Genomic DNA, 22,578 nt, shown 5'->3' with positions numbered 1-22,578 from the left:
CTGCCGGGCGGGCCGTTTTTCATCTGATCCGCGCACCGGGCCGCTGGCCCGGTACCGCGTTCATGCTCAGCCGATGCTTACTTGTTCGGCTGCGGCGTGAGGCGCAGATACGGACGCACTGCGTTGAAGCCCTTCGGGAAGCGCTTCTTCAGCTCTTCCGGATCCTGCAGCGACGGCACGATCACGACGTCGTCGCCATCCTTCCAGTTGCCGGGCGTCGCGACCTTGTAGTTGTCGGTCAGCTGCAGCGAGTCGATCACGCGCAGCACTTCGTCGAAGTTGCGCCCCGTGCTGGCCGGGTACGTGATGGTGAGCCGCACCTTCTTGTTCGGGTCGATCACGAACAGCGAACGCACCGTCAGCGTTTCGTTCGCGTTCGGGTGGATCATGTCGTACAGCTGCGAAACCTTGCGATCCGCATCGGCGATGATCGGGAAACCGACGACCGTCGACTGCGTGTCGTTGATGTCGTTGATCCAGCCCTTGTGCGATTCGACACCGTCGACCGACAGCGCGATCACCTTCACATTGCGCTTCTCGAATTCGCCCTTCAGCTTCGAGGTCAGCCCGAGTTCGGTCGTGCACACCGGCGTGTAATCGGCCGGATGCGAGAACAGGACACCCCAGCTGTCACCCAGCCACTCGTGAAACTTGATCGTGCCCAGGCTCGATTCCTGCTCGAAATCCGGTGCGATGTCGCCAAGACGCAGACTCATGATGTTCCCTCCTCGAACGATGCTGGTTGAAACCGCGCCCGGGTCGGCGCGGGAAAGTCTGTCAGCTTACGGGAAGCAATGGGTCGTGCGAACGATTATTCCGTTTGATATTCATACTTTTTTGTCATTTTTGCCTGGTGCCGACGCAGGACAGGCGGCCACGCGGGAAACTTTTCACCCCGTTTGGCGCTCTGTGAATGATTACAAGTCGTTTACCATGCGGTCTTGCACGGCCGTCGTGTGTCTTCCCGGCTCGCCAGCAGGCAGGCGTTTCGCTACGATGTGAACCTGCAGCATGACAGCACGATGGGAGTTGCAATGTCGGAAATCAACAAGGAGAAACTGATGTCGGATATCAAAACCGTTCTCTCGGACGCCGAAGACCTGCTCAAGCAAGCTGCGAGCAGCACGGGCGACCGTGCGGCCGAGCTGCGCGAGAAAGCCATGTCGCGCCTGAAGCAGGCCAAGGAAAAGGCAGCCGACGTTCAGGTCGTGGTGGTCGAGAAAGGCAAGAAGGCCGCACGCGCGACCGACGATTACGTGCACGAGCATCCGTGGACGTCGATCGGCGTCGCCGCAGGCGTCGGCGTACTGATCGGCCTGCTGATCAACCGCAAGTAACGCGCTCTGCGCCGTTTCGTCCCGTTGGCCGCGTCGCGCGGCCTGCGGGCGTCGAAGCCAGCCGGCGGTTTCCGCCGGCCGGCTTTGTCCTAGCTGCACACTGCACGCGCACGCACCTCACCCATGACGACAGACACCACCTCGCAGCCGTCCGGCCAAGGACCGCTGCGCCGCCTCGTCGGCTCCGCGATCGGACTTCTGCAAACGCGCCTCGAACTGGTGAGCATCGAGCTTGCCGAGGAAAAGGAGCGCCTGCTGGGCGTGCTGTTCCTCGGGCTCGCCGCGATGATGCTCGCGACGATGGCATTGATCAGCCTCACCGTGCTTGTCGCGATCGCGTTCTGGGATACCTACCGCTGGCAGTCGCTCGCGGCGATCACCGCGCTGTATGCCGCAGGCGGCATCGTCTGCGCACTGAAAGCCCGCTCGGGCCTGCGCGATGCGCCGACCGTATTCGAGGCGACGCTCGCCGAGATCGAGAAAGACCGCGAACTGTTCCGCGGCAAGCCGTGAACGCAATCGCGCTCACCCCTTCCACCTACTTCGCCGACGCGCCATGAGCCAGAACGTCACGGGCAATTCACCCCGCTCCCATTCGTCGCGATCGAACTGGAGTGCGTCGCAGCATCGCGCGCTCCGCAAGGAACTGCTGATCCTGCGATCCGAAGTCGAGCGGCTCGAACTCGCGGAAGCCGCCGGCGAAATGCGCCAGGCCGTCACGCGCTTCAGCTGGCTCAAGGTGTTCATCCCCGGCCTGTCCAGCAACAAGTTCAGCCAGTCCGCCAAGAACCTGAACGCGAGCCTCGGCCAGCTCGTCAACCAGTATCCGATGCTGAGTTCGCTCGCATCGCTCGTGCTCGCAAAACCCGTTCGCTCGCTGCTGCGCGCGAGCGCGGGGCCCGCGCTGAAGTGGGGCACCCTCGGTTTCGCTGCATGGGAGGTCTACCGGATCTGGAAGCAGTCCCGCAACGAGCGCGGGCTCGACACGCGCGACGACTGACTATCGGCATCCTGCGCGCACGGCCATACGCCGTGGCGCGCCTTCCCTCCGGACTCAACGCACACCCCAGCACGCCGCGATCTGCCCATCGGCGGTATCACTTCGCACATTGCCTTTCGTCCCGTCCGAGCGCAGCGTGAATGCACCGCACACGTCGTCGTGCATCGGGCCCGCGTCGAGCGGGATGGCTTCCAGCTCATAGCTCACCGGCGAATCGTCGCGGTCCGGCCGCCTGAGCGCCAATCGATAGACCGCGCGCCCGTCCGGCGGCGCCTGCGCGAGCGTGTCCGGCAATGCCGAAGGCGGCGCACCGTCCCGAGTTTCGAGATATTGGGCCGCCCGGTACAACGCGGCGACCGCCGACGCGCGATGAACGCGCACGACATGCTCGCGATACGCCGGGATGCCCCATCCGGCCAGCACCGCGACGATCGCAAGCACGATCATCAACTCGATCAGCGTGAATCCCGCCGAACGGTACGCGGACGTGCGGCCGTTCATCGAAGCACCGTCGCGACGCGCCGCCAGTGCAAGGCGACGATGTGTCCGTCGCGTATCGCGACCTGGCGCTGCAGCCAGACGGCGCTCGATGCGTGCGCACCGACGCCACGCGCGGTGACGACATAAGCGCGGCCGCCTGCCGGCCCTACCCCGCGCCATGCTTCGATCAGGCATCGCGGCGGTTGCGCAGCCATCGGCCAGCCGGCGAACGGCGCAAACGCTTCGGCGGCCGCCAGCGCCGGCATGCGCCGCCACGCGTCCGGTTCCGCGTGCGACTCGCGTTCGCTCACGTAGGGCGCCGAGCCCCGGCGCAATCGTGCGGTGCACGCAGCAAGCGCGGCATCGGCCGCGTGGAATGCAATCAGCCGATCGGACAACGCACGCGTGCGGCGCGATTCCGTCAGTGCGGCTTCGAACCACGTGCCTGTCAGCGCCGCGACCGCCGCGCCAACCGCGATCACCGCGGGCAAGGCAAGGCCCGCGTCGCGATGCCAATCCTGGCGGGCTGACCGCAAGCGTAGGTGCGGCGCTCGCCGGCTCGTTGTCGGGGCTTCCGCAACTGCAGCCCGCAGCGGCTCGTCGCCATGCGTCGCGACAGACTCATGCGGGTCGCCTGCCGCGACGCATCGCGATCTCTTCGCCGCGTACTGTCCCGCTCCGTTCATCCCGGCACCTCGCGTTCATGCGTTGCATTGCGCAACGTTTCGCCGAATGCGTATTCTGCATTCCTCAACGCGACGATGCGATCGAGCGTCAGACGCGCACGGCCGTCTTGCGCAACGACAGTGCGGCCGTCGCAATCGACGTGTCGCGCCGGCTCGCCCGCCGGTTCGCCACGCGCACGCACGCAGACGTGCACGGCCACGACATCGGGCCAATCGTCGCCCCGCATTGCACCGGCATCGACGAACTGCGTGCCGCCGCGACGTAGATAACGCACCCGCAACTGATCGATTCCCGACACAACCGGCTGCGGCGTACCCGGACGACCGTTTCCTTCGCAATACAGTTCGGGCTCGCCCGTCGACGGACTGACATGGACGTCGAAGCGGTTCTCCACCGGCGCACGTTCGCCGGACACGCCGACACCCTGCCCGAGGCAATCCGACACCTGGCCGCTTACGGTGGACCACGTCGACACGGCATCGCCGACATACCGGATCAGCAGCGCGTCCGACGCAGCGCGCACCGGCTCGCACCGTACCTGTGCGCCATCGCCCCTCACGCGCGCCATCGAACAGCCGAACACGGGCGGCAACGACGACACCCTTTTCGCATCGAGCGGCCGGAAACCGGCCATCTGGATCTGCTGGCCGATCAGCATCAGTGCCGTGGCGGCTGCATCGCGCATCCGGAACCCGTCGTCCGCGCGGCGCTGTGCGACGCGCTGCGCGTGGTACAACGCGCCGGCCGCCACGAGCACGAGCAGACCGACGGTCATCGCAATCAACACTTCGAGCAGCGTATGCGCGCGCATGCGGCGATCAGCGTTCATCGGCGTCGGTCTCCCGATACGGAATCCGGACGCATGACGGCGGCTGCACCGACCTGCCCGCCGCTTCGCATCGCGACCCGGTAGCCGCATTGCCGCCGCGCCAGCCGACAACCGCGTAGCGGACACCATCCGGCCCGTCACCGCGCGTCATCGCGCCGCCGGGCAGCGACGCCGCAGCCCGCGCCGCGAGGCCATCGTCGGCCCCGGCGGCGACGTGCAAGCGCTCGATACGCGCATCGGCCAGCCACAGCGCGCGTTCGCGCCAGATCGTCGCGCGCTGCGCACGCGCCATCGCAAGCTGGCTGCCCGCTACAGCCAGCATCACGGTCGCGAGCAGCGCGATGGCCAGTATCGCTTCGATCAGCGATGTGCCGCGCATGGCGTTGCGCATGGTGCTCACGCCGCGTCGCAGCGGCCGGCGACAACCCGGGCCCGACCGCCTGCCGCGATCCGCACGCAACGCGATACACGCGCGTCGCCCGCCCCCGGCTCGTCGCGTCGCGGACGCAATTCGAAACGCCGGATGCCACCGATTGCCTGACCGACCGGCGGTGCGAACGCGAGATCGTGCGCGGCACCCGCGACGGCCACTTCGGCATCGTGCGGATAGCGCCGCAGCACGCGCGACTGCCCGTCGACCTGCCCGCTGACGATCCAGTCGCACGACCATTCCGCCGGAGCGCACCGCTCACCGGCACGCAGGCAGGTGCCGCCGCTCGCGGCCCGGCACAGCGTGACGCGCACGCCGAGACGCGTCGCCTCGGTGCGCGCAAACGACAGCGCGCCGAGCAACGCGCGCGAGCGTGCATCCACGCGTTCGCGCATGCGCCACTGGTCGAATGCGGGCGCCGCATAGAGCGCGAGCCCGGCCGCCAGCGAGATGGCGACCATCAGCTCGACGAGCGTGAACCCGCCCGAGCGTCGCATCACATATTTCAGGGGTTGAGCGTGCAGTGCCATCGCAGTCGTCCTTTGCCAAGGTGATGCGACGACTGTAGCGACGTGTGCGGACGCGCACCATTTGCCGAATGGCCGACTGGTTGCATGCGATCGCGACCGACACAATCGGTGCGAACTGACCCAACGGAGAAGACGATGAACGGACGCAGCGCGTCAGCGCTTACGCGGAGTCTTGGTGGGAGAGGCGCGACGGAACTCTTCGATCACGTCGGCAAATTCGGAAACGTCCTCGAACCGGCGATACACCGATGCGAAGCGGACATAAGCGATCGTATCGAGGCCGCGCAACTCGTTCATCACGAGTTCGCCGAGCTTCTCGCTACGCACTTCGCGCTCGCCTGTCGCGAGCAGTTGATATTCGATGCGGGCAACCGCCGCGTCGATCGCGTCGGCAGCAACCGGCCGCTTGCGCAGCGCGAGTTGCATGCTGGCGACGATCTTGCGACGGTCGAATTCCGTGCGGCTGCCGTCCTTCTTCACGACGAACGGCAGGGACAGCTCGACCCGCTCGTACGTCGTGAAGCGCTTGTCGCAAGCCGAGCAGCGACGGCGCCGCCGGATCGCGGCGCCATCTTCGGACACGCGGGAATCCACGACCTGCGTGTCGTCATGCCGGCAGAACGGGCAGCGCATCGTCGATCAGCGATAGACCGGGAAACGCTTGGTCAGCTCGGCGACCTGCGCGCGCACGCGCTCGATCGTCGCTGCATCTTCCGGGTTGTCCAGCACGTCCGCGATCAGGTTACCTACCTGTTCCGCTTCCGCCGGACCAAAGCCGCGCGTCGTCATCGCCGGCGAACCCAGGCGCACGCCGCTCGTCACGAACGGCTTTTCCGGATCGTTCGGGATCGCGTTCTTGTTCACCGTGATGTGCGCCGCGCCCAGCGCTGCTTCCGCCGCCTTGCCGGTGATGTTCTTCGCGCGCAGGTCCACCAGCATCACATGGCTTTCCGTGCGGCCCGACACGATCCGCAGGCCACGCTTCACCAGCGTTTCAGCCAGCACGCGTGCGTTCTCGACCACCTTCTCCTGGTACGCCTTGAACTCCGGCGACAGCGCTTCCTTGAACGCCACCGCCTTGCCCGCGATCACGTGCATCAGCGGGCCGCCCTGGATGCCCGGGAAGATTGCCGAGTTGATCGGCTTCTCGTACTCGGCCTTCATCAGGATCACGCCGCCGCGCGGGCCGCGCAGGCTCTTGTGCGTCGTCGTCGTCACGAAGTCCGCGTGCGGCACCGGGTTCGGGTACACGCCTGCTGCGATCAGGCCCGCATAGTGGGCCATGTCGACCATCAGGTATGCGCCGACCGACTTCGCGATCTTCGCCAGACGCTCGAAATCGATCTTCAGCGAGAACGCCGATGCGCCCGCGACGATCAGCTTCGGCTTGTGTTCCTGCGCGAGCTTCTCGGCTGCTTCGTAGTCGATGTCTTCGTTTTCGTTCAGGCCGTAGCTCACCACGTTGAACCACTTGCCCGACATGTTCACGGGCGAACCGTGCGTCAGGTGGCCACCGTGCGCGAGGCTCATGCCCATGATCGTGTCGCCCGGCTTGAGCATCGCGAAGAACACGCCCTGGTTCGCCTGCGAACCCGAGTTCGGCTGCACGTTCGCCGCTTCCGCGCCGAACAGCTGCTTCACGCGGTCGATCGCCAGTTGCTCGACGACGTCGACGTATTCGCAGCCGCCGTAGTAGCGCTTGCCCGGATAACCTTCCGCGTACTTGTTCGTGAGTTGCGAGCCCTGCGCAGCCATCACGGCCGGGCTCGTGTAGTTTTCCGACGCGATCAGCTCGATGTGATCTTCCTGGCGACGGTTTTCCTGCTCGATCGCGGCAAAGATTTCGGGATCGACGTTCGCGATGGTGCTTTGGGCTCTGTCAAACATACGGTTTCCGTTAAGTGTGTACAGGTGGACCGGAGCGGCCGAGTACGGTGTGCTGCTGGCGGGACCAGCTCGACGTGGCGGAAGAATCCGTATGACGCGAGGCAGGACAGCCACCGGCGATGCACGCGACGGCGCACAACGGCTGCCCAGGCGAACGGCAAAAACGGCGCCCCGCGCTTCACGGTGGGATGCTCCACCTTGAACCCGAAGGGTTCTATCGCCAGTCACGCGGGGGTGATGAGCGCGTTAGTGTATTGGATGCGTCATGAATAGGCAACCGCACGGCGGTGCGCCGGAAGCAATTGGGGCCAGACTCTACGCGCCCGTGCCGGAACGCTTTGCCGCCTTGCCGCGGTGCGGCAATCTCAGTAGGCTTGCGGGAGTCCACCCGCTATTTTGTCATCGACCAGGAGCAGCAATGATCGTGTTCGTCACAGGCGCGTCCGCCGGCTTCGGCGCCGCCATCGCCCGTGCCTTCGTCAAGGGAGGCCACCGCGTCGTCGCGACCGCGCGCCGCAAGGATCGCCTCGATGCGCTCGCCGCCGAACTCGGCGATTCCCTGCTGCCGCTCGAGCTCGACGTACGCGATCGCGCGGCCGTCGAGGCCGTGCCGGCCGCCCTTCCCGCCGAATTCGCGGCACTCGACGTCCTCGTCAACAACGCCGGCCTCGCGCTCGGCGTCGAGCCGGCCCAAAAGGCCAGCCTCGACGAATGGCACACGATGATCGATACGAACTGCACGGGCCTCGTCACGGTCACGCACGCGCTGCTGCCCGGCATGATCGATCGTGGTCGCGGCCACATTTTCAATCTCGGCTCGGTCGCGGGTTCGTACCCTTATGCAGGCGGCAACGTCTACGGCGCGACCAAGGCTTTCGTCAGACAATTCAGCCTGAACCTGCGCGCCGACCTGCTCGGCACGCCGTTGCACGTCACCGACATCGAGCCTGGCCTGTGCGGCGGCACCGAATTCTCGAACATCCGCTACCGCGGCGACGACGCAAAAGCGGCAAACGTCTACAACAATGTCCAGCCGTTGATGCCCGAGGACATCGCCGACACGATCTACTGGATCGCGACGCGCCCGGCGCACGTCAACGTCAACACGATCGAGCTGATGCCGATCGCGCAAGCGCCCGGCGGCCCGACCGTCCACCGCGGCTGAAGCCACGCGGGCCCGGCCCCTTCCGGGCCGGCCCGCAGTGTGCTACGGCATACTACATTCCGTTACGAATCGGTTACGAATCAGGCTCTTGCCTTCCGGTAGAATGCGCGCCATGACCCAGCCTACCCGCTCCCCGGAAGCGCCCTCCGGCTTCATCTGGCCGGTGCGCGTGTACTACGAGGATACCGACGCAGGCGGCATCGTCTTCTATGCCAACTACCTGAAGTTCTTCGAACGCGCCCGCACCGAGTGGCTGCGCGCATGCGGCATCGACCAGCGTCAGCTCGCCGACGATACCGACGCGATCTTCGTGGTCCGCAGCACGTCGCTCGACTACCGCGCGCCGGCGCGACTCGACGACACCCTGGCGATCACGAGCCGGCCCGGACGCATCGGCCGCGCATCGGTGGAATTCGCGCAGGAAGCCTGGTGCGGAGACACGCTGCTCGTGGCCGGACACATCCGTCTCGGCTGCGTCGACCGTACCGGCATCCGGCCCGCGGCCATCCCGCCGGCCGTGCTCGACGCGCTGCAGCGCGGGCCCGTCATCAACGACGGGCAGACTGCACTGTCAACGAAGCTCGCATGAGCGCCGTTTAGACAAAGCCTATGAACTTGCCTTTCTGATTCGATACTAAGCAAGGTTCGGCGCCAGGCATGGCCGGCGCGCCGCGCCGCACGCATACCGGGCGCCCCGAAGGGACGTTACTCAAACCTCTATGAACACTTCTCAAGACCTGTCGATCATTTCCCTCGTCCTCAACGCGAGCGTGCTGGCCCAGGCCGTGATGGGGCTGCTGCTGCTGCTGTCGCTGATGTCGTGGACCTTCATCTTCCGCAAGTGGTTTGCGATCCGCCGCGCACGCGCGCAGACCGAACGCTTCGAGAAGGATTTCTGGTCGGGCGGCGACCTGCAGGCGCTGTACCAGAGCGCGGCCAACAACCGCCACACGATCGGCGCGCTCGAGCGGATCTTCGAATCGGGCATGCGCGAGTTCCTGAAGGCGAAGGAAAAGCGCATCAGCGATCCGGGCCTCGTGCTCGACGGCGCACGCCGCGCGATGCGCGCGTCGTTCCAGCGTGAAATGGACGTGCTCGAAGCGAACCTCGCGTTCCTCGCGTCGGTCGGCTCGGTCAGCCCGTACATCGGTCTGTTCGGCACGGTCTGGGGGATCATGAACTCATTCCGCGGCCTCGCGAACGTGCAGCAGGCCACGCTCGCGAACGTCGCGCCGGGCATCGCCGAGGCGCTCGTCGCCACCGCGATCGGCCTGTTCGCCGCGATTCCGGCGGTGGTCGCGTACAACCGCTACGCACACGACATCGACCGCCTCGCAATCCGCTTCGAGACCTTCATCGAAGAGTTCTCGAACATCCTGCAGCGTCAGGCCCAGTAAGGAGCGCGCCATGGCAGGAAGTCCCATCCGATCCAGCATGCGCGGCGGCCGCTCGCGCCGCGCAATGGCCGACATCAACGTCGTGCCGTACATCGACGTGATGCTGGTGCTGCTCGTGATCTTCATGGTCACCGCACCGCTCGTCGCCCCGTCGATCATCAATCTGCCGACCGTCGGCAACGCCGCGCCGCAGGAGCAGACGCCGCCCGTCGTCGTCAACATCAAGGCCGACCGCACGATGAGCGTCAAGTACAAGGGCGACTCGGGCGCGACCCAGGAAGACACGATGACGAAGGCCGAGCTCGACAGCTTCATCGCCGCCCGGCAGGCCGATCATCCCGACCAGCCGGTCGTGATCGCGGCTGACAAGACCGTGCAGTACGATGCAGTCATGACCGTGATGTCCGATCTGAAGGCGCGTGGCGTCAAGCGCGTCGGCCTCCTCGTCAAATCGCAATGAACCGGCAGCAATCCACGCGCAGCTCCGCCTACCCGCCTCGGCCTCCCCGCGAGCGCGGCACCTGGCGCGCGTTCGCGCTCGCCGCGCTGATGCACGTGCTGCTCGCGCTGTTCCTGTATCACGGCGTGCAGTGGCAGAACAGCACGCCGGCCGGTGCCGAGGCCGAGTTGTGGACCGAGGTGCCCGATGTCCCCGCGCCGCGGCCCGTTGTCACACCCGCACCGCCCGTGAAGGTCGCGCCGCCCCCTCCCCCGGTGCGCGACGAGCAGGCCGACATCGCGCTGCAGCAGAAGAAGCGGCAGCAGGAAGCGGCCGCGCGTGAAGCGCTGCTCGAGCAGCAGCGCCGCGCGCAGCAACTGAAGGCCCAGCAGGAAGAGGAAACCCGGCGCGCGCAGCTCGCGGCGCAACAGGCAGCCGCGCTCGCCGCGCAGAAGGCCGCGGAACGCGACAAGCAGAAGCAGGCCGACAAGCTCAAGCAACAGCAGCTCGCCGAGCAGCAGAAGCTCGAACAGCAGAAACTTCAGCAGCAGAAGCAGGCGCAACTCGAAGCGCAGCAGGCGGCGAAGGCGAAGGCCGACGCGGCCGCGAAGGCAAAGGCGGAAGCCCAGGCCAAGGCGAAGGCCGAAGCCACGGCGCGCGCGAAGGCCAGCGCGGCGGCGAACGCGAAGCTCGACCGCGAGCGCAGCGCGCGCCTGGCACAGATGCAGGGCCTGTCCGGCGCCGGTGAAGGCGGCGGCGAGGGCCTCGCGAAAAGTGGCACCGGCACGGGCTCAGGCGGCAATGCCGCTACGCCCGGCTATGCCGACAAGGTGCGCCGCCGCGTCAAACCGAACATCGTTTGGGGCGGTGAGCGAGCAGGCCTGACCACCGTCGTCAAGATTCGGTGCACGCCGTCCGGTGACGTATTGAGCGCATCGGTTTCCCGTTCCAGCGGGAATTCGGGGTGGGATCAAGCCGTGGTCAATGCGATCCACGCATCGGTCCCGTTGCCGCCCGATTCTAACGGTCGTACCCCGTCGGACATTACGATTACCTTCAAGGCAGCGGAGTGAAAGGAAATGCGCTTACACTCCGGGCGTCGCTGTCGGACGGGAACGAATCGGGTATTTTTACTGTCTCTGCCGTTGCGCAGCGATCCAAGTCATACGGGAAGCAACAAGCATGAGTTTGATGACAAAGCTAGGTTTCAGGGCACTCGTGGCCTCGTGTCTGATTACGGCGGGCAGCGCCGCTAACGCCCAGGTCAACGTGCTGATCACCGGTGTCGGGTCGACCCAGTTCCCCATTGCCACCGCGAATTTCACGAACGAGGCGAACCTGCCGCAGCAGGTTACGTCGATCGTCCGCGCCGACCTCGCCCGCAGCGGCAAATTCACCAACATCGACGCCGGCAGCACGCCCGTGCCGGAGAGCGCCTCGGTCGATCTCGGCGCATGGAAGGCCAAGGGCGCCAATGCGTTCGTCGCCGGCAGCGTGAACCGCGAGGCGAACGGCCAGTACAAGGTCAACTTCATCCTGTACGACACCGTGAAGCAGCAAAGCCTCGGCGGCCTGTCGCTGACGGCCACCGATACCACGCTGCGCACGGCCGGCCACAAGATCGCCGACTACATCTACCAGAAGCTGCTCGGCGTGCGCGGCGTGTTCGCCACGCGCCTGTCGTACGTGATCAAGACCGGTAACCGCTACCAGTTGCAGATCTCGGATTCGGACGGCCAGAACGCGCGCATCGCGCTGTCGAGCACCGAGCCGATCATCTCGCCGTCCTGGTCGCCGAGCGGCACGAAGGTCGCGTACGTGTCGTTCGAGCGCAAGAAGCCGATCGTCTACATCCACGACCTGCCGACCGGCCGCCGCTACATCGTCTCCGACCAGAAGGGCAACAACAGTGCACCGGCCTGGTCACCGGACAGCAACACGCTCGCCGTCGCGCTGTCGCTGTCGGGCAATACGCAAATCTATACGGTCAACTCGACCGGCGGCGGCCTGCGCCGCCTCACGCAGAGCAGCTCGATCGACACCGAGCCGTTCTACTCGCCGGACGGTCGCTGGATCTACTTCACGAGCGATCGCGGCGGTGCGCCGCAGATCTACCGGATGCCCGCACAGGGTGAAAGCGCCGGTGCCGCGCAGCGCGTGACCTTCACGGGCAGCTACAACACGAGTCCGCGTATCAGCCCGGACGGCAAGCTGCTCGCTTACATCTCCCGCACGGGTGGGGGCTTCAAGCTGTACGTTCAGGATCTGCAGTCCGGCGCGGCGAACGCCATCACGAATACGAATCGCGACGAATCGCCGAGCTTCGCGGCAAACGGCCAGTACCTTCTGTACGCTACCCAGTCGGGTGGTCGCAATGTTCTGGCAGCAGTGCCCTCCGACGGCAGCGCGCCGCCGCAAATCCTGTCCGTCCAGGGCGGCTCCGTTCGTGAGCCGTCGTGGGGGCCCTTCATGCAATGACCACAAGGAGAGTAACCATGATGTCGAATAAAGCTCGTCTGGCCCTGGCCGTGATGATGATCAGCGCGCTCGCAGCGTGCAAGTCGGGCGTGAAGCTCGACGACAAGGCAAACAACGCGGGCGCGGTCAGCACGCAGCCGAGCGCCGACAACGTCGCGCAAGTGAACGTCGATCCGCTGAACGACCCGAACAGCCCGCTCGCGAAGCGCAGCATCTACTTCGACTTCGACAGCTATTCGGTGAAGGACGAGTACCAGCCGCTGATGCAGCAGCACGCTCAGTACCTGAAGAGCCACCCGCAGCGCCACGTGCTGATCCAGGGCAACACCGACGAACGCGGCACGAGCGAGTACAACCTCGCGCTGGGCCAGAAGCGTGCGGAAGCCGTCCGCCGTGCGATGGCACTGCTCGGCGTGAACGATTCGCAAATGGAAGCCGTGAGCCTCGGCAAGGAAAAGCCGCAGGCATCGGGTCACGACGAATCGTCGTGGGCGCAGAACCGTCGCGCCGACCTCGTCTACCAACAGTAAGTAACGGAAGAATCGCCGTATGACGCACCGTGTATCCTGGCTGCGCGTTGCCGCAGCATTCTGCGTCGCCGGCGCGGCGTGGTCGGCCGCGCCGGCGCACGCCGGCGTGTTCGACGACAACGAAGCGCGCCGCGCCGTGCTCGATCTGCGCAGCAAGACCGACAACCTGGCGAGCCAGCTGTCGGCCGCCCAGCGTACGATCCTCGATCAATCCGGCCGTCTCGACCAGCTGAACCAGCAGGTTGCGACGCTGCGCGGCGAGAACGAGGATCTGACGAACCGGCTGACGACGCTCGAGCGGCAGCAGAAGGAGTACTACCAGGATCTCGACACGCGGCTCAAGAAGTTCGAGCCGCAGCAGGCGACGATCGATGGTGTCGAAGGCACCGTGCAGCCGGGTGAAACGGATGCGCTCAGTGCGGCGCAGCAGCAGTTCCGCAACGGCAACTTCAAGGCGGCGGCGGCTTCGTTCCGCGCGTTCATCGCGAAGTATCCGCAGAGCCCCTACCAGCCGACCGCGCAGTACTGGTACGGCAATGCGCAATACGCGCTGCGCGACTACCGCGGTTCGACCGCAACGTGGCAAGGGATCGTCAGCAAGTTCCCGCAGCATCCGCGCGCAGCCGACGCCCTCGTGGCAATCGGCACGAACCAGCTGGAGCAAGGGCAGAAGGCGGCCGCGAAGAAGACGTTCGAGCAGGTCGTCTCGCAGTACGCCGGGTCGAACGCTGCGCAGACGGCGCAGGGCAAGCTTGAGACGATCAAATAATTATCGCGGCGGGTTGTTGACAGTTCAGCATCCCGTCGCTATAATCTTTTGCTCTTTGGGTCGCTGCAGAAGTTATTGAAGCAACGAGCCAACAGGTTTCAAGAACGTGGGGTGGTAACTCAGTTGGTTAGAGTATCTGACTTTTAATCAGAGAGTCGAGGGTTCGAGTCCCTCCCACCCTACCAACTATCTTTGATAGTGCAAATTAAAGCCTCCCATGCGGAGGCTTTTTTGCGTCTGTCGCTTGCCGTGTCGAGCGCGCAATCCCGATGACGCTCACGACGCACTCAGTCGCGCCCGGCGCCCGATCCCGGTCGAAGCGATTGCCCCGTCAATCCTGCGTAAAGAAATGCGATCGTGAAAGCGATCAAGATGATCGACTCGAGCCAGGTGTTCGTGAACGTATCGACTTCTGCACTGGCTCGCGGCCTGGCCGGGTCATAGCGAACGGGAACCGTATCACCGACCTCCACCGTCACGAAGCTCCCCGGAAACGATACGTGCTCGCCGCTGTTCGTCACGAACGCGATCAGTGGGTGATGCTCGCCGTGGGTCAACCGGACAACCGTTCCCTGCACGGCAACGGACGACCCGATGAAAGCGAAACGTTCGTCGATCGATGTCGCGCTGCACATCGCCAGGATCGCGCCGATCACCAGCGCCACGTAATTGAACCTGCTGGTCTCGTCGGCCATCCTGTTTCCCGGTCTCGATCCGCTCATGACTCCCGCACCGGACGGGGCAAGCAATGCCCCACCCGCGTATCAGCGCACACTCACGTCGCGCAGCACCGCACCATATCCCGCGTACAGATTGCCGTCGGGCAGCAACTGCCGCTGCGCGAGCTGCCGATGCACGACCGGCAGGTTATGGAACGGCATCCGCGTAAACAGGTGATGTTCGATATGAAAATGAATCGCGTGCGGGCCGAACAGAAACGTCTGCCATGAACGCCGGACGATCGTGCGCGCGTTGCGGCTCTGATCGGCACATGCGGGCAGTCCCGCGTGCTCGAAGATCGCGCGCACCTGTCCGGCGAGCGGCAGCAGCGTGACGGATGGCACGATCCACAGCGTGACGTACAGCAGCGGATGTCCGGCCAATGCGAGCGCACCGAACAGCGCGCCGTTGCCGGCCAGCATCGACGCGACTTCCCACGCGGCATACGCACGCGACTTCGCGACCTTCGGCAACGCATGCGCAAACTCGCCGCGCGCGAGCTTCACGACACTCGTCACGTAGCCGATCCCGCACGCGTACGCGAGCAGGCGGCCGATCAGCCGTCCGCGTGATAGCGGATAGTCGTGTACCCCAAAGAGCAGCGCGACCGGATCGTCCGACTGCATCGGTGCGCGATGGTGCTTCAGATGGCCGGCACGATACGTGCGCAGCGACAGCCACAGCGGGCCGGCCGCGAACAGTTGGCCCAACGCATCGTTGGCGCGCCGGTTCCGCGCCAGCAACCCGTGCGCGCCTTCGTGCATCATGACCGCCAGCGCAAGCTGGCTGCGCGCGATCACGATCGCGGCCAACGCGTACACGAGCGGATGCGGCAACGCGATCGCCACCGCGAACGCAGCGGCAATCATCAGCCAGTCGCCTGCCAGCGCTGCACCGACGCGCAACGCGCTCACACGATACAGCGCGGGATCGGGCACGAACCGCACAAGCTCGGCCTTCGGCCCGGCAGGGTGAACGCGGGTATCCGTCACGCGAGCCTCCCGCGCAGCGAACGCCGTTCGACCCACAGCGCACTGGCCACCGCGAGCGCCACGCCGCCCAGCACATCGGCAACCGTATGCTGCTTGAGCGTCAGCGTCGACGTGCAGATCAGCAAACCGATCGCCACCGTCACGTTCCGCCGCCGGTCCGCCAGCATCCGGCAGGCAAGACACGTCACCGCGACATGCAGGCTCGGAAAGCCGTTGGCCGCGAGATCGAGCTGCCACATGCGCGCGAGACGGTGGCGCACGAACGTGTTGCCGATCTCCGCGACGTCGGGCCGCGGCACGCTTTCCGGAAACAGCAGGAAGCACACGACACCGAGCACGAACGCGATCAGCACGGCCTCCTTGAACGCAGCGAATGCGGGCGGCCGCGCATACGCGGCAAGCGCAATCACGAACGGAAAGAAGCCGACATAGACGAACCACGACCATGCGATGAACGGAATCCGCGCATCGATCGCCGTGGCAAAGACGTAGCGCGGCGTGACGCTGCGCTCCAGCAGAAAGAAGATCGCGAGGCCGGCTGCCATACCGAACGTCGCGGCCAGCATCTGCCGGATATCGGGCCGGCGATCGTCACGAAACGACAGTGAATTCATCGTGGCGCCGACCCCTCGCATCGCGTATCCGCATCGGCCACCTGCGCCCGCGGACGCAGCGCGAGGAGGCGCGATGTCCACGCTTCCACGCGCGCTCGCGCATGCTCGCGGCCGGCAATCGTTCCTGCCTGCGTGCCGGGATGGCGCATCAGTTCGGCGGCGGCCTGCCCGACTTCCCGCCGGAACGCGACCGCATCGCCGCGCCACGTGACGACGCGGTGCACGAGGTGCAGCCGTGCGGCGCGCGCGGCATTGCTCGCCTGCTCGGGCTGATCGGACTGCACGAGCAGGATCGGGCGGCGATACACGCGCGCAATCGACAACGCGGCCATGCCGGGTGCCGACACGATCAACGGTGCATGGGCAGCGCGCGTCGCCCAGTCGGCATCGACGCCGGTCCAGCCGTCGTGCCCGGCATAGCCCTCGCCCACGCGGTGTGAAGCAAGCCCCGCGTCGCGCATGCCGGCCGACAACGCGTCGGCGAGCGCGATGTCGCGGAAATGCGGATTCAGATAGACGGCTGCGGCGGCCGGTTCCGAAGCCGGACGCTCAGCGACGACCGCCACCGGCGTGGGCAGCCGGCAATGGAGGTGCGATCGCTGCACATCGTCGGCGGCATCATACGCAAAATCGTGCTCGATGCAGCACCGCGCCGAATCGATCTGCCAGTCGACGATCCGTGCGAACGCGCGGGCCAGCGCGCGCGGCAGCCGCGCATCGAAATTCGCGGTCAACGCACGGCGCAGGCTGCCGCCGTACACGTGGACGACGCGGCGCCGCCAGCCCGGCATCGCGCCCATGAACAGCAGCGCCGGATGAAACGAGTCGTTGATGACGAGATCGGCATCGCGGACGATTGCACGCAGCCGCGCGATGTCGCGCAGCATGCGCGTCGGCCTGAACACGTAGTGCGCGACATTGCGATCGGTCGCATCGCGCAGCATGTTCTGCCGTTCGTCGAACTGCACCGCGTAGTGACGGGACAGCACGGTCGCGTCGACGCCGAACGCAGCCAGGAAGGCCTGCCCCGCATCGGACGTCGTCAGCACGTCGACCGCTGCGCCGGCCGCGCGCAACGCATGCACAAGCAGTTGCGCGCGCATCAGGTGACCGCGCGCGTCGGCCGTCGCCAAGTAGACGATCCGCGGCATCATGCGCGCGGACGAAGCGACTGGATCCAGCCGGCCGCGACCATCGCCAGCGCGCCCGTCACGCCGAAACCGGCTTCGATCGCGCGGATCTCGTTCAGCAACACGGCGAGATGCGCGGCCTCGGACGGTGCAACGAGACGCCTCAGCGTATCCGCGCAGAGCCTGACGTGCCGCGTCTCGTCGGCGAGCACGCGCGAGAGCAGCGGATACAGCGGATGCACATCGCCGATCGTCTCGCAGTGGCGCGCGAGCACGCGCATCGCCATCTGTTCCGCGCATAGCCCCGTCGCATAGGCCGGCACGAGCACGCCTTGCGCGAAATGCGGTGCATGGCGCTGCGCGAGCCGGCGCCATCGCATGATCTTGCGCCGGCTCAGCCAGTCGGGCTCGTGCGGTTCGGTCGACGGCGCGACGCCGCGCACCCGCAGCGCATCGGCGAACGCGGCCGCGTGGCGGCGTTCGTCCGCGAGATGCTGCTCGATGCGCGGCGCGAGCCAGTCCGGCGGCTGTCCGGTCCAGTCCTCGTGCAACGCGCACTCGGTCGCTTCCTCGCCGATCAGGTACATGCGTAGCACCCAGCGCTCGCCATGTGTGCTGCGATGAAGCTGCCGGATCGCCGCTCGCTTGATGCGATCGACGAGGTATGCGCGCACCCGCGCCGCGCCGCGCGGCACGGGCGCATCGAGACAGTCGAAGCGCGCGTCGTGCGCCGCCTGCGGCGACGCCGGCAGTTCACCTGCCGCGGTCATGCCGGCACGCCCGGTACGGACGCGGATTTCGTCGCGGATGCCGCAGCGGCGGCCGGATCGCGACGCCATCCGAGGATAAGGCCGATGAAGCTTTCCTGCATGAACGCATGGGCGGAAGCTGCCGCACCCGCGAATGCCTCCTCGCGACCGTTCACGCGCAGGTAGCCGTCGCCGTCGCGTGCGCCGAATTCGATCCTGTCGTTCTTCCTGAAGCCGCGCGCGCGCATGTCCGTCACGAGCGCACTGCCGTCGAGGCCGAACAGGAACAGCTCGCGCTGTGCAACCCACACCGGAATGTGATTGCTCAATGCGTCGAAACGAATCGCCCACGTGCCGGACGCGAGTGCGCGATCGACGTCGGCATCGTGCGGCGCGTTCGACGTAAAGCTCGCACGCGCAACCGACTTCGTCAGGCCGCCGACGCCGAGCGCGACCGTGATGTCGTCCGCGGACGGCTGCTTCGGATCGGTCGCACTCACCTTCACGAGATGCCGTGCGAGCCGCGATGCAAGCGACGGATGCGCGAACAGCGCCAGCGTTTCGTCCGGCGTGAGCACGTCGCGCTCGCCCTCGCCCTCCTTCACGCGCACGCGATACGGATCGATCCGGACATCGGTGAACGTGCCGTGCACGGGCGCATGGACGTACACGTCGCGGTCCCATTTCGTGCCGTCGCGACGCAACAGCACATGCACGCTCAGCGGCACGCGCCGGCCCTCGCCGTCGACGCCCGTGCCCTGCAGCAGCACGTCGCCGAGCACGTCCTTCGTGCGGCGCGCCGCATCGCTCGAGAAGACGATCGCGTGCGTATCGGCATCGATGCGCGCGTGAACGTCGGGCGCATCGAGCGCGATGCGGTTGCAGTCCGTCGCGGCCGCGCTCGCGAACGGGCAGCCGCTTTGCGACGCGAAGTGGAAGATCCCGCGCCCTGCGTGATCGACCGGCGCGGCATGGACGCCGGCGCTGACGGCAAACAGGGCGAGGCAGGCAACACGGGTGGCGAGAGAAGTCATGATCGTCGTCGGGATGGATGCCGGGGGCGGCGTGTCATGGCCGCGCGCGATGCGCGGCGCCGGTTCAATGGCGGTGATAGGACAGCGCTTCGAGATCGCGCCGGGCCGACGCGCGCCCGGCGAGACCGAACCCGCGTGCGAGCGCGCCGAGCGTATCGACGGCGGATGCGGCGATCGTGACGCCGACGGCCGCGAGATAGCGAGCCGCGCCCAGCGGCGGCAGCTGCTGGCGATTGAGCGCGCGCAGACTGTAGCCGAGCCGCATGGCCATCACGCAGAACGGGCCGAGCGGGCCGCTGCGGCCGAGCCACTGCCACCCGCGCGGCAGGTACGCGTTCACGAGATACGGCGTCAGCCCGACGCTGTCCTCGCCGCGCATCCAGCGCAGCTTCAGCGATTCGCGATGTGTGTCCGGCAGCCGATGCTCGGTGTGCGCGGCCGGTGCGAACTCGACGGCCACGCCGGCCGCCTGCATCCGCAGCCCCATCACCTGGCAATGCGCGCGATAGACGCCGTCGAGCGGCTCGTAGCGGAATTGCGCGAACACGTCGCGCCGGAACGCGACGTTGTTCGCGTAGAAGTTGCGCGTTGCGCCATCGCGCAACGGGCTCGGGAAATACATGAAATCGATCGACGTCAGCGCGATGCCGAGCACGTTCGGCGCATAGCTGGTGCGCCCGGCCACCGCGACGGGTGCATCGCCGGCGTCGCGCGCGAACGGCGCGAGCAGGTGCTCGAGCCAGTCGTCAGCCGGCCGGCAATCGGCATCGCCGAACACGACGATGTCGCAGCGGGCCGCGTCGACACGGTCGAACCCGTCGTTCTTCGCATCGTAGTAGCCGGTGCTCGCGCCGATCTCGACGAAGTCGATCGGGCGGCCGGCCAGCGCGGCGATCTCCGCGCACGCGTCGGCGGGCAGCCCGTCGTGCGTGATGATCCATTGTGCGAGTGCCGCGGGCGGCACGGTCTGCTTCGACAGCGCCGAGACGAGGCGCTTCAGGCTGTCGACGGCCTGCGCGAGGCCGGCGCCGCCGCGCAGGTTGTTCGTCTCCAGCACGAGCGCGGCTTTCGCCGCCACGGAACAGGCAGCCGCACGGGTGTGCCGTGTGGTTTCAGGGAAGTCTGGCATCCGGAATATCTCCATCGTCATGCGCATCGGCATGGATGAAACGAATGGGCGGGGAGCCCGCGGCGCATTGGCGAATGCGGGGCGCCCGCGACCGTCGTCGCAAAACGGGCGGCCTGGAAGGCGCCCGCTTCGCGTGCCGTCACTCCTGGACGGACGGCGCCGATTCGGCGTCGGTATAGCGCGGCTTCGCGTTCTGCAGGTCGCGCGTATTCTTCTGCACCGCTACCGAACCGAACAGCGCGAGCACGAACGACATCGCGTAGAAGCCCTTCTCGCTCAACTGCAGCGTCGCGTTGAAGAGGCCGACGATCAGCAACGCGATCGACAGCAGCAGCGCGATCCAGCTGAGGCCGTAGTAGATGCCGGTGACGGGAATGCCTTCCGCGCGATCGCGGACGCTTTTCTGCAGCGAGATCGCCGCATAGAGGCCGAACACCAGCACGGTGAAGTAGTAGCCCTTCTCGTTGAGCTGCATGCCAGCGTTCCAGAGACCGATCAGGAATGCTGCAAAACCGGCGAGCAGCGCGGCCCACGATGCGGCCACGAACGCGAACGACGGCTGCTGGATGGTGGTCTGGTTCATTGCTTTGCCCTCTCTTTCTTCTTGTTCGAAATCGTTTTCGTTGAACTGCGTTTCGCGCATGGTAGCAGCTTTGGCACACGGCAAGACGGCTTGCTTGCAGTCTTACAATTCGCGCTGCGCCCGCCGCCAGCGGCCCGGCGTGGTGCCGAGCACCGCGCGAAACGCCTTGCCGAACGCGGCCTCGGACTGGTAACCGACCGCTTGCCCGATCTCCGCCTGCCCGCGCTGCGTGTCCTGCAGCAGCGCACACGCATGCATCATCCGGATCTGCGCGACGAACGCGCCGACACTCATCCCGGCCCGCTCGCGGAAATGCCGCGCGTACGTCGCGCGCGACATCGCCGATGCGTCGCCGAGCGACTCGACCGTCCACGGTTTCTCCGGCGCCTGCAGCACGGCCTGCACCGACGGGCCGAGCCGCGCGTCGGCCGCAAGCGCGAGCCAGCCGGACGGCACGCGCGCACCACGACCGTATGCGCGCAACGCGTACGCGAGCAGCGCCTGGCCGAGCGCATTGACGATCGCGCCGGCGCCCGGCTGCCCGTTCGACGCCTCGGCGCGCAGCACGCTCGTCAGCAGTTGCAGCGGCGCGAACCCCGATGCCTCGCGCAGCCCGACGTGCAGCACGTGCGGCAGCGTGCGCATCAGCAGTTCGCCCGCGCCGCGCGCATAGACGAACCGTCCGCACAGCAGGTCCACGCTCGCGCCGCCCGCTTCCGCCGGATCGAGATTCGACTTGACCGGCAGCACCGCGCCGCCGCCGGCGCCCTGCTCGCGCAGCGCCGCAACCGGCCGCGACCGGCCCGCCCCTGCGTCGAGCAGGTCGTGCGCGCCCCCCGCGGGCAACAGCACGAAATCGCCGTCGGCGAGCTGCAGCGTGCGCCCGTCCGCGGTACGCAGCCGGCAGGTTCCGGCCAGCACCAGGTGAAACGCCGCCTCGCCGGGCGGCAACGGGTCGTGCGGCATCGCGAACGGCCCGTCGAGCAGGCAGCGCACGTCGAGCTCGACATGGCTGCGGCCCAGCGACAGCAATTGACTCAACGCATCCATGAGACGATCGCGCTAAAAATTGACACTCTAGCGTATCGAAACCCTCAGCGCGAACGATCAGAATAGCCCTGCATCGCCCGAGATCGCGGCGTGCGCCGCCCTCCTCACCTCTTCTCGAAAGGACACATCATGCTGAACTGGAACGAATACCGGAAGGAACTCTCGACGCGCATCGGCGAGATCGCCAAGCTGTCGCCCGATACGCTGGCCGGCTACAAGGCGCTGTCCGGCGCCGGTGCCAAGACGGGCCATCTCGACGCGAAGACGCGCGAACTGATCGCGCTCGCGGTCGCCGTCACGACGCGCTGCGACGGCTGTATCGCCGTGCACACCGCGGAAGCGGCCAAGCATGGCGCGACCAAGGAAGAAGTGGCGGAAGCGCTCGGCGTCGCGATTGCGCTGAACGCCGGTGCGGCGCTCGTCTATTCGGCACGCGTGATGGACGCGCTCGGCGACTGAACCTGACGGCCGCGGCGCTGCCGTCGCGTGGCGGCGCCCGGCCGAATGGCTGCCTGGCCGCCCGGTTGCGCAGCGCGCCGCCGGGCAAGCGATGTATGAAGATTGGCCAGCGTACCTGCCCGAATGGCCGGCCGGGCGCACACCGTCGCGGATGCGCCGC

29 protein-coding genes, 1 tRNA gene and 1 riboswitch are annotated in these 22,578 nt (G+C 66.7%); of the genes, 13 read left to right on the top strand and 17 right to left on the bottom strand.

Annotated elements, in window-relative coordinates; all coding sequences use genetic code 11:
• Positions 1-77 precede the first annotated feature (77 nt).
• Complete coding sequence (locus LGN19_RS21890) at positions 78-716, bottom strand: peroxiredoxin (protein WP_122944588.1); 639 nt, start codon at positions 714-716, stop codon at positions 78-80.
• A 318-nt stretch (positions 717-1,034) separates the two neighbouring features.
• On the opposite strand from LGN19_RS21890, the gene LGN19_RS21885 reads away from it, so the two are divergent.
• The 3 genes from LGN19_RS21885 to LGN19_RS21875 all read left to right on the top strand — a co-directional run bounded on the left by LGN19_RS21885 (position 1,035) and on the right by LGN19_RS21875 (position 2,337).
• Positions 1,035-1,337, top strand: a complete 303-nt coding sequence (locus LGN19_RS21885; RefSeq protein WP_006494044.1) for a DUF883 family protein — start codon at positions 1,035-1,037, stop codon at positions 1,335-1,337.
• 123 nt (positions 1,338-1,460) lie between these two features.
• Positions 1,461-1,850 (top strand): phage holin family protein, encoded by a 390-nt coding sequence (locus LGN19_RS21880; RefSeq protein WP_122944587.1) that lies wholly within the window; start codon positions 1,461-1,463, stop codon positions 1,848-1,850.
• A 43-nt stretch (positions 1,851-1,893) separates the two neighbouring features.
• A complete protein-coding gene (locus LGN19_RS21875; RefSeq protein WP_122944586.1) occupies positions 1,894-2,337 on the top strand; it encodes a DUF3318 domain-containing protein in 444 nt (147 codons plus the stop codon).
• A 54-nt stretch (positions 2,338-2,391) separates the two neighbouring features.
• Here LGN19_RS21875 and LGN19_RS21870 read toward each other — a convergent pair whose 3' ends face one another.
• The 7 genes from LGN19_RS21870 to glyA form a co-directional block, all read right to left on the bottom strand.
• Positions 2,392-2,838, bottom strand: coding sequence for a type IV pilin protein (locus LGN19_RS21870; protein ID WP_122944585.1), 447 nt, complete (start codon positions 2,836-2,838; stop codon positions 2,392-2,394).
• Positions 2,835-3,296: a pilus assembly protein gene (locus tag LGN19_RS21865; RefSeq protein ID WP_226217251.1), complete on the bottom strand. Its 462-nt coding sequence runs from the start codon at positions 3,294-3,296 to the stop codon at positions 2,835-2,837. The genes LGN19_RS21870 and LGN19_RS21865 overlap by 4 nt, the downstream gene beginning before the upstream one ends.
• 203 nt (positions 3,297-3,499) lie before the next feature.
• A complete protein-coding gene (locus LGN19_RS21860) occupies positions 3,500-4,333 on the bottom strand; it encodes a PilW family protein (protein ID WP_226217065.1) in 834 nt (277 codons plus the stop codon).
• Complete coding sequence (locus LGN19_RS21855; protein ID WP_122944583.1) at positions 4,323-4,724, bottom strand: hypothetical protein; 402 nt, start codon at positions 4,722-4,724, stop codon at positions 4,323-4,325. Before LGN19_RS21855 ends, LGN19_RS21860 begins: the two co-directional genes overlap by 11 nt.
• Positions 4,725-4,729: 5 nt before the next feature.
• Positions 4,730-5,293 (bottom strand): GspH/FimT family pseudopilin, encoded by a 564-nt coding sequence (locus LGN19_RS21850; RefSeq protein WP_122944582.1) that lies wholly within the window; start codon positions 5,291-5,293, stop codon positions 4,730-4,732.
• A 153-nt stretch (positions 5,294-5,446) separates the two neighbouring features.
• On the bottom strand, positions 5,447-5,926 hold the full coding sequence (gene nrdR / locus LGN19_RS21845) for a transcriptional regulator NrdR (protein ID WP_176049474.1): 480 nt from the start codon (positions 5,924-5,926) through the stop codon (positions 5,447-5,449).
• Positions 5,927-5,932: 6 nt separating this feature from the next.
• On the bottom strand, positions 5,933-7,180 hold the full coding sequence (gene glyA / locus LGN19_RS21840; RefSeq protein WP_021157166.1) for a serine hydroxymethyltransferase: 1,248 nt from the start codon (positions 7,178-7,180) through the stop codon (positions 5,933-5,935).
• A gap of 137 nt (positions 7,181-7,317) precedes the next feature.
• A riboswitch (ZMP/ZTP riboswitch) is annotated at positions 7,318-7,418 on the bottom strand.
• Between the two features lie 180 nt (positions 7,419-7,598).
• Between glyA and LGN19_RS21835 the strand changes: the two genes are divergently transcribed.
• The 9 genes from LGN19_RS21835 to LGN19_RS21795 all read left to right on the top strand — a co-directional run bounded on the left by LGN19_RS21835 (position 7,599) and on the right by LGN19_RS21795 (position 14,143).
• Positions 7,599-8,345 (top strand): SDR family NAD(P)-dependent oxidoreductase, encoded by a 747-nt coding sequence (locus LGN19_RS21835; RefSeq protein WP_226217249.1) that lies wholly within the window; start codon positions 7,599-7,601, stop codon positions 8,343-8,345.
• A 103-nt stretch (positions 8,346-8,448) separates the two neighbouring features.
• Positions 8,449-8,934, top strand: a complete 486-nt coding sequence (gene ybgC / locus LGN19_RS21830) for a tol-pal system-associated acyl-CoA thioesterase (protein ID WP_069247243.1) — start codon at positions 8,449-8,451, stop codon at positions 8,932-8,934.
• A gap of 130 nt (positions 8,935-9,064) precedes the next feature.
• Complete coding sequence (tolQ, locus tag LGN19_RS21825; protein WP_021157170.1) at positions 9,065-9,742, top strand: protein TolQ; 678 nt, start codon at positions 9,065-9,067, stop codon at positions 9,740-9,742.
• 10 nt (positions 9,743-9,752) lie between these two features.
• A complete protein-coding gene (gene tolR / locus LGN19_RS21820; protein ID WP_031399575.1) occupies positions 9,753-10,202 on the top strand; it encodes a protein TolR in 450 nt (149 codons plus the stop codon).
• Positions 10,199-11,254 carry a cell envelope integrity protein TolA gene (gene tolA, locus LGN19_RS21815; RefSeq protein ID WP_122944578.1) on the top strand — a complete coding sequence of 352 codons (1,056 nt, stop codon included), beginning with the start codon at positions 10,199-10,201 and terminating at the stop codon, positions 11,252-11,254. The genes tolR and tolA overlap by 4 nt, the downstream gene beginning before the upstream one ends.
• 109 nt (positions 11,255-11,363) lie before the next feature.
• Positions 11,364-12,659, top strand: coding sequence for a Tol-Pal system beta propeller repeat protein TolB (gene tolB / locus LGN19_RS21810; protein WP_174957022.1), 1,296 nt, complete (start codon positions 11,364-11,366; stop codon positions 12,657-12,659).
• Positions 12,660-12,676: 17 nt separating this feature from the next.
• The gene (pal, locus tag LGN19_RS21805) at positions 12,677-13,189 is read left to right on the top strand and encodes a peptidoglycan-associated lipoprotein Pal (protein ID WP_122944576.1); all 513 of its coding nucleotides are present in this window, start codon (positions 12,677-12,679) and stop codon (positions 13,187-13,189) included.
• Positions 13,190-13,208: 19 nt separating this feature from the next.
• Positions 13,209-13,958, top strand: a complete 750-nt coding sequence (ybgF, locus tag LGN19_RS21800) for a tol-pal system protein YbgF (protein WP_226217063.1) — start codon at positions 13,209-13,211, stop codon at positions 13,956-13,958.
• Positions 13,959-14,066: 108 nt separating this feature from the next.
• Positions 14,067-14,143, top strand: a tRNA-Lys gene (locus tag LGN19_RS21795).
• A 102-nt stretch (positions 14,144-14,245) separates the two neighbouring features.
• Here the strand turns inward: LGN19_RS21795 and LGN19_RS21790 are convergent.
• The 9 genes from LGN19_RS21790 to LGN19_RS21750 all read right to left on the bottom strand — a co-directional run bounded on the left by LGN19_RS21790 (position 14,246) and on the right by LGN19_RS21750 (position 21,959).
• Positions 14,246-14,653 (bottom strand): DUF3592 domain-containing protein, encoded by a 408-nt coding sequence (locus LGN19_RS21790; protein ID WP_226217061.1) that lies wholly within the window; start codon positions 14,651-14,653, stop codon positions 14,246-14,248.
• Between the two features lie 69 nt (positions 14,654-14,722).
• Entirely contained in the window at positions 14,723-15,670 is a 948-nt protein-coding gene (locus LGN19_RS21785) for a fatty acid desaturase family protein (protein ID WP_226217059.1), read from the bottom strand.
• A complete protein-coding gene (locus LGN19_RS21780; RefSeq protein ID WP_226217057.1) occupies positions 15,667-16,284 on the bottom strand; it encodes a phosphatase PAP2 family protein in 618 nt (205 codons plus the stop codon). Before LGN19_RS21780 ends, LGN19_RS21785 begins: the two co-directional genes overlap by 4 nt.
• Positions 16,281-17,438 carry a hypothetical protein gene (locus tag LGN19_RS21775; protein WP_226217055.1) on the bottom strand — a complete coding sequence of 386 codons (1,158 nt, stop codon included), beginning with the start codon at positions 17,436-17,438 and terminating at the stop codon, positions 16,281-16,283. Before LGN19_RS21775 ends, LGN19_RS21780 begins: the two co-directional genes overlap by 4 nt.
• Positions 17,435-18,184, bottom strand: coding sequence for a hypothetical protein (locus tag LGN19_RS21770; protein ID WP_226217053.1), 750 nt, complete (start codon positions 18,182-18,184; stop codon positions 17,435-17,437). The genes LGN19_RS21775 and LGN19_RS21770 overlap by 4 nt, the downstream gene beginning before the upstream one ends.
• Positions 18,181-19,197: a hypothetical protein gene (locus LGN19_RS21765; RefSeq protein ID WP_226217051.1), complete on the bottom strand. Its 1,017-nt coding sequence runs from the start codon at positions 19,195-19,197 to the stop codon at positions 18,181-18,183. The genes LGN19_RS21770 and LGN19_RS21765 overlap by 4 nt, the downstream gene beginning before the upstream one ends.
• A 64-nt stretch (positions 19,198-19,261) precedes the next feature.
• A complete protein-coding gene (locus LGN19_RS21760) occupies positions 19,262-20,326 on the bottom strand; it encodes a glycosyltransferase (protein ID WP_226217049.1) in 1,065 nt (354 codons plus the stop codon).
• Between the two features lie 139 nt (positions 20,327-20,465).
• Complete coding sequence (yiaA, locus tag LGN19_RS21755; protein ID WP_027788274.1) at positions 20,466-20,909, bottom strand: inner membrane protein YiaA; 444 nt, start codon at positions 20,907-20,909, stop codon at positions 20,466-20,468.
• Positions 20,910-21,011: 102 nt separating this feature from the next.
• Positions 21,012-21,959, bottom strand: a complete 948-nt coding sequence (locus tag LGN19_RS21750; protein ID WP_226217047.1) for a cupin domain-containing protein — start codon at positions 21,957-21,959, stop codon at positions 21,012-21,014.
• A gap of 129 nt (positions 21,960-22,088) precedes the next feature.
• Between LGN19_RS21750 and LGN19_RS21745 the strand changes: the two genes are divergently transcribed.
• Positions 22,089-22,418 (top strand): carboxymuconolactone decarboxylase family protein, encoded by a 330-nt coding sequence (locus LGN19_RS21745; protein WP_043189451.1) that lies wholly within the window; start codon positions 22,089-22,091, stop codon positions 22,416-22,418.
• The last annotated feature ends 160 nt before the right edge of the window (positions 22,419-22,578 follow it).

It is taken from the genome of Burkholderia sp. AU30198 (assembly GCF_020419825.1).
Taxonomy (GTDB): Bacteria; Pseudomonadota; Gammaproteobacteria; order Burkholderiales; family Burkholderiaceae; genus Burkholderia.
The sequence above is the reverse complement of the archived record's forward strand: the minus strand, read 5'-3'. Positions and strand labels throughout refer to the sequence as shown.